Here is a 13661-nt window from a genome sequence, read left to right on the forward strand (position 1 = left end):
GTCGGCGGTGGGCAGGCCACCTGCTGGATAATATCCTGCTTCGGAACACCGAGACCCCGCGCGTCCCGGTCTGATTGTTCGATCCGGCCGATTTCGGAACAAGTTGCGGCGGAAGCAGCCTGTGTTTGAAGTGCTTTCACGAAATGCGCCACGCGTTTGCGACCGCCGCTTCGGGACGCAGATCGGTCGAGATGGGTGCCGGCCGGTAGGCCCGACCATCCGGAGGCAGCTGAACGCGAATGAAGGCGAGCAATCCCGCAAGCGCCAGAACATTGACGTTCCAGTCCTGGAAAATTCCAGGCGTTGTCATGCCGTTCAGCACCAGCATCAACACGCATGATGCGACGAAGCGGCGTCCCCCCAGATCAAGCTTCATGCCCCAGGACAGCGTCGTGAACAGGACGACCAAGGAGAAGCCGAGGCCGATCATGCCCGTGCCGGCCCAGGCGCTGAGAAACATGTTGTGCGAACTCGTGATGAACACGTCTTCCCGGCCCAAGGTTTCAGCAAGTGTCGTAGTCGGGATCAGGAGTTGGATGAACCGGTCGCCGGCCGAGAATCCCGAACCTGCGAGCCGATCCTGCGTCGCAGCGATGAAGGTGGGCCAGAAGGTCGACCGTCCAGTGCCATTCGCCAATTCGACAGCCGGCTTCTGCAGGATGGTGGCGAGGAGGTCGAGGAGAGCCGGGAATGCCGCAAGGTCGAGCATCAAAAGGACGAAACCGGCAATGGCCATGAGCGCTCCGACAATACCGAAGTTACGCAGGACCACATGACGCGACGACATCAGCATGGCCGGGCCGACTGCAACGAGTGCCCCCGTGCTGGCCGCCGACCCGGCGACGACGAAGCCAATAAGGGCCAGGCCAAGATAGGCGCCCCGCCGCTTTTGGGGCGGACGGAAGATGACCAGGAAGCCCAGCATCGCACAAACGTATGGCATCATATTATTTTTTGCTGCCGAGAAGATAGTTCCGTGCGCTAAACTCTCAAGGATAATCGGCAGTACAGCAGAGATCCAAGCTAGAATGATGATGGCCAAAATATCGGCGAAGCGGTATTCGATATCGGTCCGATCGAATATTACAATCGAAGCGTGATAAAAGATCAGCAGCTCTACGCTACGATAGAGTGTATAGGGTGGTACAATCGACCAGGCTGTGCTCAGTCCGTCCATGCCGATCATGAGAGTAAAGGGAAGGTAAGGCATTGCGAAGGGTAGCAATGCGATGCGACGGTCGAGACCGATCTTGCCAAGAAGGTAAAGTCCGGTAAGCCCAGTCAGCACCAGGGTGATGATGTTCGAAGCGCTTAGCCCTTCCTCCAGCACTGCGTTTCCGTCCTCGCGGGGGACTGTGAAAACGAGGGGCATGAAGGCGAAGGTGCAGACCAGCACCATTGGCAGGACAAGTCGGGCATCAAGCGGACGTACCGCCACCGCGAGGTTGCGGCGGGCAAGCGGATACAGCATCGTGAACCAAACTGGGATTCCCAGCACAAGAAACAGGTTCAGCAAACGTGTTCCTTCCTCAATGCTCGAGCAGATGCCGATCTCGACACTTTCCTCCAGAAGCGTTTAAGCGACGTGAATAGCCCCGGAATCGTGTTGGGACTTCAACATTATCGTAAAGGCCGGTAAAATGAGTCCGACGATGTCGGGTCACGCGGATTGGATGCGCCCAGCATTTTTGCCAATTGGCGATTAAGCGGCGTGCATCGCTGATCGGCTGTGATTTGCCGATCGTTGTCGCATAATTAGCATGAGGTGCGCCGCCGACATTGTGTGCCCGATCGTGATGACGAACGCAGCGCCGGTGATCCCGGCATAGACAATCATCGGGTACATGATCACGAGTGAGACCATGAGACTGATCACAAACGCTTGAAAGACCGGCCCAGTATCCTCGATCGCCCGAAAGTATTGGGTTACCATATCACGAATGAAAATGCAGGCGACTGCGACTGCCAGAACGCGGACATTGGTAGCATAGGCTGCGAAGGCTGGCCCGAAGACGAGGGTGAGCCAAGTCCCGGCTGGGAGCGCGATGGTGACGAGAAGAAGGCCGACCATTGGACCGAGCTTCAACGCCATTCGCTTCAGATAGGTGCGCAGGCCTTGCTCGCCGCCAGTCTCGAACGCTCGTGCCGCTGCGGTCGGCAGGATATTCTCGGTTGCAGTCAGAAGGATGATGACGAAGCCGACGAGGTACTGCGCTGCGCGCAGACCACCGATCGCTTCGTCACCCAACACGACACCGGCGATGATCCAAGCTAGTTGTTCCTGTCCGAACGTGACGAAGACCAAAGGGAACATCCAGCGTCCGATCCCCCAATGTCGGTGAGCGACAGGCCGAAAGCGCAGTCCACGTCGAGGTGTCCGCCAGATACCGTAAGCAAGGGGAACCACAGTGATGAGGGCAGTTGCCGCCAGGAGTGCGGTGGCTGACGCCGCATTGAGGACGAGTCCGCTCCACCACACTGCCACGATCGCAAAGGAAAAAACTAAGGCTCGAACGCTATCCATCGCGAAGGCGAGGAGACCGCGTCCACGGATGAACAGGATTCTGCGTACCGTGAGTTGCAGATTCTGCGCGACTGTCAGGGCCGCGCCCGAGACGACGATGTCGAACTCGACGGGATGGTGTCGCAGGGCGAAGATGGCGACGAGCGCCAGCGCTGTCCCGGTCGCTGCAACCAGCGAGACCAGCATGGCGCTGGCTAGGACGGTGGCCTCGTATGTGGAGGCTGCCCGGCGCCCACGTGCGACAAGCGTCATCATCGGTGCCGTCACCAGGGCGTTGTGCAGCCCCTGTGCGAAAGCCGTGATGATCAGGACCAGTACGAAGAGGCCAAATTCCTCGATGCCGACAAGGCGTGCAACAGCGATACCGCTGAGGAAACCGAAGCCGCTGACGGCAGCCTGATCCAGCACGGAGGCCAGGGCTGGACGCCGGACGAAGCGTTTCATCCGAGCGACGACCAGTTCGTTATCGCGCACTGGTTCGATCACAGGGACTCCGTGGCTCATCGTATGAAGCGGAATCGCAGATCAGCGATAGGCAAGGAACGCAGCGGCAGCGTCCCGCAGCCTCGGGGTACGGCCATAGATCCAGCGCGGGCCGCTGAGGGCCACCTTTTTGGTCAATCCATGCTTAAAATCGAAAACACCCCGGTTATCGGCTGGGTCTATCCCACCGAAATCGAATGTTTGCCGACCTTCCGCGTGAGCTTGCTCGACGAAGCGCCACACGGCCAACGTGGGTGCCGCGCAGGCACGCGCTCGATCGTTGGAGGCGGTGTAGAAGTCCGTAAAGCGTGTGTCAGAGACATGGGCGATCCGAATCAGCACGGGCTCGCCGTTTTCTCGGACTTCAAGCATGCGGTGATGTGGATCATGCGCGATGAGATCGCGGATAGCTGGACCGTTAAGGCTGTCTCGGAACCCCTTTCTGGCCTGAAGAGCACTGTACATCGTCCAGAACGTGTCGAATGCCGACAGGCGATCATTCGGATCGGTCAGGAAATGCGTGGTCACGTCGGGATTGCGTTGTGCCTTTTTCAAAGCCTTTCGCCAGCGCTGGTCCATTCTCTGCAGAATGGTCTCGGTACCCCCTGACACATCGATTTCCAGGGTAAAATATTTAGCCGACTGGACAGGTACGAATCGGTTTTGAAGCAGGGCCAGAATAACGGCGTCGCTCTGAAAGTGTTCGAAGCTGACGGCAAGCAGATCGAAGCGACTGAGTGCAAGGTGGTCCAGGAAGAGATTAATCGCTGCCTCAGCATGCTTCTCGCCCTGCTCCGTCAGGAGTGGCCCCCCCTGGACTAGGATGAAGCGGAGAAACCCCCGTCGCTTCACTTGATACTGTATCAGTGCGACGGGAAGGCCCTCAGTGTTACGCACTATGAGTCGGGTTACGGTCCAGCCGACTCGCGCCTTGTAAGCCCCCCACATCCACGACGAAAAGATGTTGCACCTGGGCAATGACCAGAGGGTGTCGTCCCAAATTTCGGGTACCAGGCAGGCATCGATCGCTAACGTCGTACTCATCGATTTTCATGCCTTCGACCGGCCTGTGAACGTCAGTTTGGAACGTCGTACGTCGAAACGATCGATATCGCCTCCCGTGTGGGAATGGATTTCCAAGAAAGACAGCAGGGATCCTTAATTTAACGATATGCGCAATCCGAGTTAAGGCGATCCGGCGGTTGGCTGAAAAATTTGAACGGAGGTAGTAGGATGCCTTCATGGCGAAAGCGCTCAAAACATTCATCCGCGACACGCCGCTTCTGCGCGAGATGGCATTGCGGGTACGTGCGCTCACTTATTCGATCGCTAACTCGTCCCCTGGCCTCTACACCCTTTGTTATCACCGTGTGCTACCCGAGCAGCAGAGGTCTTTTGCTCGACAGCTGGACTACCTAAGCGAACTCGGCGATTTTGTTACGGCGGATCGGGCGGCCGATCTTGTGAAGAGTAGCGCCATCCTTGATCGTCGCTACTTTCTCGTCAGTTTCGATGATGGCTATCTCGACAACCTTTCGGTAGCTCTCCCAGTCCTCAAGGCCTCTTCCACACCCGCCATCCTGTTCCTTGTAAGTGATTGGATTGATGCTCCTCCGAAGGCAAACAGGTATGGTGTGAGTTATATGGATCGTTCAGCCGTCGCTGCGTGGCAGTCCGCCGGTCTCGACATCGGATCACATTCTGCGACGCACAGAAATCTGCGCCACCTTAGCGAGACCGAGGTTACGGATGAACTCGGTCGATCGCGTCGGGACTTGGAGGAGATGACCGGCGTATCCATCCGGCACTTCGCCTGCCCATGGGGTGTTGCCAACGTCGACTTCGACCCGGCGCGCGATGTTACTCTTGCACGTCGCGCGGGCTATCGGACGTTTTATACGACAAGACGTGGTGTCGCGCTTGGGCCGGACGATCTCATGCTAATGCCGCGCCACGTCTTAGAGCCGAATTGGGGCCTCTATCAAGTCGACGCCCTGATGGGTGGACGGGCTCGTGACGCTCGATGAATTCTGATCAGGCCATTCGACTGCGAAACAGCGATCGCAGCGGCCCTATCGCGATCATTATCGGTGCACGCGCGCCCTACATGCATCGGCTCTATGAGCGTCTGGGCTCGGAACTGGACCGGCCGCTCCATGTTCTGGCGTGCAGTGCACGGGAGGCCGCGCGCCAGTGGGAGTTGCCCGATCCCAAAGCCTATCACTTTGAAGTGATCCCGGGCTTACGCTGGTATCGGAGCGCGGTCAGCAACCTCTACATCAACCCGTACATCGTACCCCGCATCATCACGCTCCGCCCGAGCTTGATCGTCGTCAACGACTTCGCTCCGACCATGCTGATGGCCGCTGCGACGGCCCGCTTGCTCGCCATTCCCTATGGTCTGCGCACCGATGGCGTGCCCGATACCGATCCCGGACAACGTTCGTGGTCACATCGAACGATGCGCCGTCTGCTGGTACCGAAGGCTCGGTTCGGTCTCGGAGCGAGTGACGGAAGTTTGCGGTTGCTAGAAGGCTATAGTTTGGCTGCCGAGCGTCTCGCCCTCGCTCCACTGTTTCCCGCCTGGGAGCCGGAAGGTCTTGAGGGCACAATGCAGTCCGACCGCGATCGACCGTATGACATCCTTTTTTGCGGGATCCTCAACGAAGAAGTAAAAGGCGCGCGCTTCTTCACGGAAGTCGTCCTTGCCTGTCACGCGCGCGGCCGGGAACTGCGGATCCGAGTCGCTGGAGACGGCCCATTGCGTGGCGAAATGCAATCGCGCTTCGCAGAGGCGGGGGTGAATGCGCACTTCGACGGCTTTGTTCAGCAACAGGGCCTGAATGCAATCTATGCGTCGGCGCGGCTCTTCCTCTTCCCGAGCCGTGGTGATGTCTGGGGGGTCGTCATCCAGGAGGCGCTCCAGTGTGGAACGGCCGTGCTGGCCTCACCGCATTCGGGGAGCGCTCGCGAACTTCTCGACGCCTATGCCTGTGGCGTTATTCGCCCGATGACCGTCGACGGGTGGGTTGCAGCGGCCCTCGATCTGCTTGACGATCCAGAGCGACGCACAAATCTGCGTCACCTGGCTGCGCCGGCGCTCGAGCGCTTTTCCCTTGCTGCTGCAACGGACGCCTACCGAAAAGTGCTGACCGATTTTCCAGATTGAGCGATGGTTCGTGTGCTGACCAGTCACGGTCGGGGGATCTGCTCCATTCGAGGCGAATAGACCTTAGTCGCGTCCTGCACGATTGAAGGCCACGATCGCTAGGAAGCGAGGGACGACCTGCGCATAGCGTGATCTGAGACGGCGCGGCTCACGGATCAGGCGATAGAGCCACTCCAACCCCCATCGCGTCATCATGCGAGGCGCTCGTGCGATCGCTCCGGTGTTGACGTCGAAAGCCGCTCCGACGCCCATGCCGATAACCCCCGGAAGGAAGGGTGTGTGGGTGTGGAGGAAGAGCTCCTGTTTCGGTGTGCTGAGCCCAATCCAGAGGATTTGGGTTCCGGCGCTTAACAGCCGTTGATGCAGATCCTGCGATTCCGGTTCGGTCAGCGGCCGATACGGAAGAGTTTCTGCTCCGGCTATGATTAACCCCGGTGCCCGATCGCGCATCTCAGCGGCCAAACGCTCGGCGACCCCGGGACCTCCTCCGAGGAAGAAGTGGCGCCACCCCGCTTCAAGACCAGCTCGACAGACGACCTCGACAGATTCGATTCCTGGGACTTGATCGATGCCCCTGTGTCCGCGGAGCCAGCCTACCCAGGCCAGGGGGCGGCCATCCGCACAGACCAGGAGGGCAGCGTCGTGCGCCGCTTTGACGGACGGCTCGTCCTGTGCCCGGACGATCCCATGTGCATCACGAAACACCACGAAGGTTCCCGGAGCGGCCGACCTGCGGGCCAAGCGACGCCGAATGGCGGATACGAGGCCGTTCATATCCGTAATGGAGATCGGAACGCCGCCGAGGTTGAAATGAGGAACATCCGGATCATGTCCCCAAGCGTAGGAAGATGGCGGACTGGATCGCGCAATGGGGCCGGTCATGCTGCGTCTCGAGCGGCGGTGTTTGCGCGACTGGCGATCGCTTCGCGATAAATCAGCAGGGCACGGGCGGTGACGACGTCAGCGGTCCATTCCTGTTCGTAGACCCGACGGGCTGCGCGCCCCATCTCCCGCGTGGCAACCGGTGCGTCGGCGATTTGGTTAAGTGCGCGAGCGAGGCTCACAGGATCGCCAGGCTCGACATGCAAACCTGTGCTCCCATCGACGATCAGGTCGGCGAGCGCTCCGATCCGCGATGCGACAACGGGCGTGCCGAGGCTGAACGCTTCGGCGATCACCATCGGCATACCTTCGTACCACTGTGACGGCACCACGAGAGCTTCAGCTCGTGCCATCATGGCCTGGACGGTAGCAGGGGGCTGTGGGCCGAGAAGAGTTACCCCAGGCGTATCGCGGAGCCGGCCTTCGAGAGGCCCTTCGCCGATCAGAGTGATAGGAATTCGGCAGGCACGAGCCGCCTCTGCGAGAGTAGCGACACCCTTCTCTGGAACCAAACGTCCGACAAACAGGACGCCGTTGCGCGGAGCTTCCCTATCGAAGCCTGGGTCCGCAAGCCCGTTGGGTTTGATCCGGATTCGATGGCCCGGAAGACCGGCTGCGAGGAAGCGCGTTCGCGCAAACGGTGTGAGTGCGATGAAACGATCGACGTCGTGCGTCCACGTCCCGGAGCGTCGATGCACGTCGATCATTCGCGCTACCGCAAGCGAACCCAAACGAGACCCTCGGTAGCAAGCGTGCCTTACTGCCTGATACGGAGAGCCATCGATGCAATCTTCGCACGGGCGCCCCTCGCGCATGAAAATACCGTTCGCACAGGTCACGCGAAAATTGTGAAGCGTCTGAACTGTTGCTACGCCTTCCGCCCGTATCGCTTGGTGCACGCCAGGGGATATCTGCGGAAAAACATTATGGGCGTGTACGACATCCGGCCTGAACGCTCGGACCGCGTCGACCACCGTGGCGATCCCACGCTGGGCGTAGGGCGCCTCATAGGCGGTTCGGAGACGGTCCCACCCTGTTCGGATGCCAGCGTTGTCGAAGAACAAAGTCTCTACGCGTTGACCCGAGCGCCGGAGGCTATCGACTTCCTGCGCCACCACTGAATCTTCACCGCCGCGAACCTGATAGCGATTGTGAATCACAAGGATCCGCAACTTGGGTAATCCCGTGTCGGTGCCAGGCTCGGCGATAGGATCGAAAGGTCCTTCGTCGGACTGGTCGAAATCGACTGCTGCCTTTGTCATCACAAGACGCCATGCTTCCGACGGCGGCGCTCTAGCTACCGGATCTCGAGAAGGAATGAGGGTAATTCTCTAAAGAAACGTCACTGCTTTCGGCCTTTTGCCACGCAGTCGCGGTCATTTGAATTACACATGCGCAGAGCAGACGCCTAGGAGGCTCGCCCATGCTGACAAATCCCAGACAGATTCCCAGTGTCCGCGCTGAGCGTTTCAGCTTAAATTCATTTAAAATTCGATAAATCTATCGTGTATCTCGAAAGTTAGTGATTACAACTGGGCGCGATGGCGTTTTCAATCTGATATCTATGTCGTTGTTCGACAAGGCTCGCCGGGCGTCATCTGGCTGAACGCAAGAGATGCCGTCTTGCGGGAATGGTCCATGCGCTCTGTGCATAGTTAGGAACATGGGCGAGAGCCTGTCGTTGAATAACAGACAGATCGAACGGGAGGCGCTGATCGCTGCCCAATCGTGATCACGTTCGGCCAAATTCCAGGCATCGTCGCATCATGCGCTCGGGATCTGAGTTTGGTCGTGTGCTCTTTGCGAAACTGAAGGACCATCCGAATGGCCGATTCCAAGTCCCAAGCCGGTAATCAGCGTCTCCATGAGACCCAGAACGGTACGAAGTCCAACGCGAAGAAGGTGTCGATCGATGTGCTGAACGCCCGTCTCTCAGATGGGATCGATCTAGCCCTTGATGTCAAACAGGCTCACTGGAACCTGAAAGGACCTCAGTTCATCGGCATTCACGAGATGCTCGATGGCTTCCGCACGGAACTCGATGACTACAATGACAAAGTGGCCGAGCGAATCACCCAACTCGGCGGGACGGCACGTGGCACCGCCACATCCGTGGCCTCAGGATCGCAGCTCGCGCCCTATCCCCTCGATGCCTATGCCGTCGCTGATCATCTTGCAGCGCTCATCGACCGCTATGGCGTTTATGCCAACGCAGTGCGCCAGAACATCGATGACACGGATGAGGCCGGTGATGCTGGCACGTCCGATCTCCTGACCGAAGTTTCGCGCGGGGTCGACAAGCAGCTTTGGTTCCTCGAGGCCCACGTGCAGGAACCGACTGGCAACATGCGCGACGGCGATCACGCTGGCCAGCGCTAAGGCAACGAGAGCGGCCTAGACGAAAACGGGGGAGCGCTGCTTGTCGCTTCCCCTTTTCACGTCGTGCTTCCGGTCGTCTAAGAGGCCGGGAATTCAGTCCCAATGTATTGAGAATGTAAGGGCAGATGCCTGCTCTCGGTATCACATACGACTTCGAAACGAATGAGGTATGTGGTGCCGCAAGAGGGATTCGAACCCCCGACCCCCTCATTACGAATGAGGTGCTCTACCAGCTGAGCTATTGCGGCTCGGTTCCGCGTCGGGCGTTGAAGCCAAGCCGAACCGTGTGGTGGAGGGTCATATCGGGCGGCGCTGCCGATGGCAAGCTTTCTGAATCCTGCTGCGAGGGTGAAAGGGCGGGAAACGATGCATCTCTGACACGGTCACGGGGCATTGTCCGATACGTCTGAGCTGATGCTTGACGGCTCATCGGCTGCCCCCAAAGGCTTCCAGCGACGCTTGAGGTTCTGATGTCCCTGATCGCCCGCCTTCGTGCCTACGCCGTCGATACACTCGGTCTCAAAGACCCTACGCACGCTGGCGGTGAGGCCGATGAGCGCCTCGCTGCGATCGCACTCCTTGTTCACGTCGCGCGCGCCGATGGCGTCCTGGCTCCGGAAGAGACGGAACGGCTTGCCCGCCTTGTCGAAGGTCGTTTCACCGAGACCCGGAGCGAAGCCGAGGCCTTGATCGCTCGTGCCGCCGATTTCGACGTCGAAACCCGGGATATGGCGCAACTGGTCGAGATGATCGGCCACGCCGTCGACAAGGAGCGGAGAGGGCGGCTGCTGGCGATGGCTTGGTCCGTTGCAGGTGCGGACGGCGTTGTTCACGAATTCGAAGAGGCGCTCGTGCACCGCCTGGGCGGTCTGCTCGGTTTCGACGAGGCTGCCATAGCCGATACGCGGCGCGCTGCCGCGGAAGGGCCCCTTGCCCTGAATTGACTGGGTTGCTGCGATGATCCTCTGCCTGACCCTGATTCTTTTCGCGCAACTTTGCGGCGAGGCCCTGGCCCATGCCACCGGGTTACCGGTGCCGGGACCCCTGATCGGAATGGCGCTGCTCCTGTTGTTTTTGATCCTAAGAGATCGGGCACCACGATTGGGTCCACGCCTGTTAGCGCTCCCGCTGATCGATGGCCGCCTGGAGGGGACCGGGAAGGGGCTCCTAGCCAATCTCTCGCTGATGTTCGTGCCGGCGGGAGCCGGCATTGTCGGGCGCCTTGACGTCCTTGCCGCACAGGGCGTGGCCCTCGGTGCGATCGTACTAATCTCGACGGTGGCAACATTGGCAGCCACTGCGGTCACGTTCGTCGCTGTCTCGTACGCGTTGGCGAAACCGAAGGCGCACCCGTGACCCCGGATTTTGCTGTCTGGGTCTATCTCTCGCGTACGCCGCTGCTTTGGCTGACGGTGACGCTACTGGCCTACGTCGTGGCCGATCGGATCGCTCAGGCAACCAACCGTCATCCCTTGGCCAATCCCGTATTGATCGCCATAGCCCTCACGGCGACGGTTCTTGAGACGACAGGCACACCCTACGCCACCTATTTCGATGGCGCTCAGTTCGTGCATTTCCTGCTGGGGCCTGCGACGGTTGCCCTGGCGATTCCGCTCTATGAATATCGCGCCACCGTGCTGCGTTCGCTCGCTCCAATGGCGGCAGCCCTCATCGTCGGCTCCGTAGTCGCTCTGGGCTCGGCTTTGCTTCTTGGCCAAGCGTTCGGCATTCCTCGCGAGGTCATCATTTCGCTCGCGCCGAAGTCGGTGACCACTGGCGTGGCCATGGGGATCGCCCAGACTTTGGGGGGCGACCCGACCTTAGCGGCCGTGATCGTCATGCTGACCGGAATGACGGGCGGTATCCTGGTCACGCCGCTGATGAACGTTCTGCGCATTCGGGACATGCGCGCTCGCGGCTTCGCGGCGGGCCTTGCTGCGCATGGGGTTGGAACAGCACGTGCTTTTCAGGTCAACGAGGTTGCCGGCGCCTTCGCGGGTATCGCCCTTGGCTTGAATGCCTTCCTCACTGCGATCCTGGCACCGATTGCACTGACCTTTCTGCGCTGACCTCTACTGAGCGACGACAGTCGAGGAAACCTCCCGAGGAGTGAACCGGCCGTCGTCGACCGGTTGCATGTCGATGCGCCGGTCGTGGAGGGCATGAAGGGTCGAGCGATGCCCGATGGACACGATTGTTGTGCCAGGAAGTCGCTCCCGCAGCATGCGATAGATCGCAGCTTCATTGGGCTCATCAAGGGCGGCCGTGGCTTCATCGAGGAACAGCCAATCCGGTTTGGTCAGGACAGCCCGGGCGATGGCGAGGCGCTGCTGCTCACCACCGGACAGGCGCCGGTCCCAGCTATCCACTTCGTCGAGCCGGTCGGCGAATTGCGGAAGCTGGGCCGCGATCAGGGCGTCTTGGATTGCCGCATCCGTGAATTGATCCGTTGTGTTCGGGTAGACCACCGCTCCACGTAACGTACCGAGCGGGAGGTAGGGCCGCTGTGGCAGGACGAGGGCTGATTGGCCAGCCGGGACGTCGACCCGACCTCGACCGAAGGGCCAAACCCCAGCGATCGCGCGGAACAGCGTCGATTTGCCGGAGCCGGATGGGCCGGTGACCAGCGTCGCTTTCCCCCGTTGGAGCGTCAGCCGTTCCGCCGTAACGATCTCGCGGTTGTCCGGAAGGGCGAGCGTGAGGTTCCGGGCGACCACCTCACCGGTGGTTTCGTTGCCTTGCACGAGGCCATAGCCCGCCGCTGAGAGGGCCTCCGCTTTCGTCATTGCCCGTTTGAACGAGCCAAGACGAATCGTATTCGCCCTGTAGGAAGCCAGCGTCAGATAGGAGGTGATGAAGAAGTTCAGCGATTCCTGCACGCTTCCAAAGGCGCTGGACGTCTGCTGCAAAGCGCCGAGGGTGATCTTCTTGGCGAAGAACGACGGCGCGGCGATGACCAGCGGGAAGATCGCGCTGGCTTGCCGATAGCTGAAGGTGAAGGCGATCAGCTTGATGCGTCGAAAGATGATGCCGACGTAGTTGTCGATGATTGCATGAAACAGGGTGGCGAGCCGCGTGCTCTCAGCCCGCTCGCCGCGCAGCAGCGCGATCTGCTCGGAGTAGATGCGGTTTCGAGCGAGCGAGAAGCGGAAATCCGCCTCGACCTGCTCCTGGCGGAAGTTGAGCCCGATGAGGGGACGCCCGATCAGATGGGTGAGCCATGTTCCGACCAACGCATAGGCGATCACCAGCCACACCAGGAAGCCCGGGATCACCATGTCGGTGAAGGGCAGGACGAAATCGCGGCTCAGGGTCCAGAGCACGACGATAAATGAGACGAGCTGAGCCGCCTGGGACAACAGGCGAATTGATACGCCAGCTGTCTGCTGGATGAAGGCGTTCACGTCGGATTGGATACGCTGATCCGGATTGTCGGCATCTTCGTCGGTGAAGGGAATACGGTAGTGCGTACCGGCGCCGAGCCAGCGCTCGTAGAGGCTGTGGGTCAGCCAGGTGCGCCAGCGGATGTGCAGCGAGGAATCGACGAACAGGTCGAACATGCCGATGGCGATGTTCAGGAGGGCCAGCGGGACGAAGATCCAGGCCAGCTGATACCAGAAAGCCTGCTGGTCGTATTCCTGGATGGAGTTGTAGAGGTCACGATAAAAAAAGTTGAACCGCAGCGTCAGCGCGACGTCCGCAAAATTGACGAAGATCGACAGCGCGACGAGCCGCTGGCCGATTTGACCCTCCGTGCGCCCGAACCACCGGAACAGGCCGATCTCCTTGGTCGGCTTGTCTCGGTTTGCAAAATACGGGTCGGCGATCAGGGTGATGTCGCGGACCGGTTTCCAATGTGAGATGGCGAGGACCACGCCGGCGAAGACCACGGCGCCCGTGGCAGCGAAGGCCGGGGGCAGCAGTGCCGCCACGACGGCGGGCAGGATGCCCATGGCGGCCAGCGTTTTCGAACCCGCGAGCAGCACGTAGCCGATCCCGTAGACCGACACGAAAACCTTCAGGTAGTCGGAGAGTTTGCCGGACGCGATGAGGATCGCCGCCATGGCGAAGCCGCTGAGGCTGACATACAGCGGCGTGGACACGCCCGGCAGGATCAGAAGAGCGAGAGCGAAGAGCGCCGTGATCCCGGCTTGCAGGCCGAGGCCTGTCCTCAATGCGGGCACGTGCGCCTCCCCTTGTCAGTGTTCTTATGGCTGGATGCCG

12 protein-coding genes and 1 tRNA gene are annotated in these 13661 nt (G+C 60.1%); 6 read left to right on the plus strand and 7 right to left on the minus strand.

What is annotated here, in order from left to right; translation table 11 throughout:
• Positions 1-136: 136 nt before the first annotated feature.
• The 3 genes from ASF57_RS00110 to ASF57_RS00120 form a co-directional block, all read right to left on the minus strand.
• Positions 137-1516: a hypothetical protein gene (locus ASF57_RS00110; protein WP_056478712.1), complete on the minus strand. Its 1380-nt coding sequence runs from the start codon at positions 1514-1516 to the stop codon at positions 137-139.
• A gap of 186 nt (positions 1517-1702) precedes the next feature.
• Positions 1703-3010 (minus strand): lipopolysaccharide biosynthesis protein, encoded by a 1308-nt coding sequence (locus ASF57_RS00115; RefSeq protein WP_162241530.1) that lies wholly within the window; start codon positions 3008-3010, stop codon positions 1703-1705.
• A gap of 39 nt (positions 3011-3049) precedes the next feature.
• A complete protein-coding gene (locus ASF57_RS00120) occupies positions 3050-4051 on the minus strand; it encodes a GNAT family N-acetyltransferase (protein WP_056478718.1) in 1002 nt (333 codons plus the stop codon).
• Positions 4052-4248: 197 nt separating this feature from the next.
• Between ASF57_RS00120 and ASF57_RS24240 the strand changes: the two genes are divergently transcribed.
• Both ASF57_RS24240 and ASF57_RS00125 read left to right on the plus strand, forming a co-directional pair.
• On the plus strand, positions 4249-5034 hold the full coding sequence (locus ASF57_RS24240) for a polysaccharide deacetylase family protein (RefSeq protein WP_082503596.1): 786 nt from the start codon (positions 4249-4251) through the stop codon (positions 5032-5034).
• Entirely contained in the window at positions 5031-6176 is a 1146-nt protein-coding gene (locus tag ASF57_RS00125; protein WP_056478722.1) for a glycosyltransferase family 4 protein, read from the plus strand. Before ASF57_RS24240 ends, ASF57_RS00125 begins: the two co-directional genes overlap by 4 nt.
• Positions 6177-6239: 63 nt before the next feature.
• Here ASF57_RS00125 and ASF57_RS24245 read toward each other — a convergent pair whose 3' ends face one another.
• Both ASF57_RS24245 and ASF57_RS00130 read right to left on the minus strand, forming a co-directional pair.
• The gene (locus ASF57_RS24245; protein ID WP_082503597.1) at positions 6240-7058 is read right to left on the minus strand and encodes a WecB/TagA/CpsF family glycosyltransferase; all 819 of its coding nucleotides are present in this window, start codon (positions 7056-7058) and stop codon (positions 6240-6242) included.
• A complete protein-coding gene (locus ASF57_RS00130) occupies positions 7055-8320 on the minus strand; it encodes a glycosyltransferase family 4 protein (RefSeq protein WP_244476749.1) in 1266 nt (421 codons plus the stop codon). The genes ASF57_RS24245 and ASF57_RS00130 overlap by 4 nt, the downstream gene beginning before the upstream one ends.
• Before the next feature lie 562 nt (positions 8321-8882).
• On the opposite strand from ASF57_RS00130, the gene dps reads away from it, so the two are divergent.
• Positions 8883-9437 (plus strand): DNA starvation/stationary phase protection protein Dps, encoded by a 555-nt coding sequence (gene dps / locus ASF57_RS00135; protein WP_056189785.1) that lies wholly within the window; start codon positions 8883-8885, stop codon positions 9435-9437.
• Between the two features lie 172 nt (positions 9438-9609).
• On the opposite strand, the gene ASF57_RS00140 is transcribed toward dps, so the two are convergent.
• A tRNA-Thr gene (locus ASF57_RS00140) sits at positions 9610-9685 on the minus strand.
• A gap of 222 nt (positions 9686-9907) precedes the next feature.
• On the opposite strand from ASF57_RS00140, the gene ASF57_RS00145 reads away from it, so the two are divergent.
• Genes ASF57_RS00145 through ASF57_RS00155 form a run of 3 tightly spaced genes read left to right on the plus strand, consistent with a single transcriptional unit; the run spans position 9908 to position 11506 of the window.
• Positions 9908-10381: a TerB family tellurite resistance protein gene (locus ASF57_RS00145; RefSeq protein ID WP_056478725.1), complete on the plus strand. Its 474-nt coding sequence runs from the start codon at positions 9908-9910 to the stop codon at positions 10379-10381.
• A gap of 13 nt (positions 10382-10394) precedes the next feature.
• Positions 10395-10793, plus strand: a complete 399-nt coding sequence (locus tag ASF57_RS00150) for a CidA/LrgA family protein (protein ID WP_056189791.1) — start codon at positions 10395-10397, stop codon at positions 10791-10793.
• A complete protein-coding gene (locus ASF57_RS00155) occupies positions 10790-11506 on the plus strand; it encodes an LrgB family protein (RefSeq protein ID WP_056478728.1) in 717 nt (238 codons plus the stop codon). The genes ASF57_RS00150 and ASF57_RS00155 overlap by 4 nt, the downstream gene beginning before the upstream one ends.
• A 3-nt stretch (positions 11507-11509) precedes the next feature.
• Here the strand turns inward: ASF57_RS00155 and ASF57_RS00160 are convergent, their stop codons facing one another.
• On the minus strand, positions 11510-13621 hold the full coding sequence (locus tag ASF57_RS00160) for an ABC transporter ATP-binding protein/permease (protein WP_056478731.1): 2112 nt from the start codon (positions 13619-13621) through the stop codon (positions 11510-11512).
• Positions 13622-13661 lie beyond the last annotated feature (40 nt).

The sequence above is a fragment of the Methylobacterium sp. Leaf117 genome, assembly GCF_001422985.1.
In the GTDB taxonomy this organism is placed as follows: domain Bacteria; phylum Pseudomonadota; class Alphaproteobacteria; order Rhizobiales; family Beijerinckiaceae; genus Methylobacterium.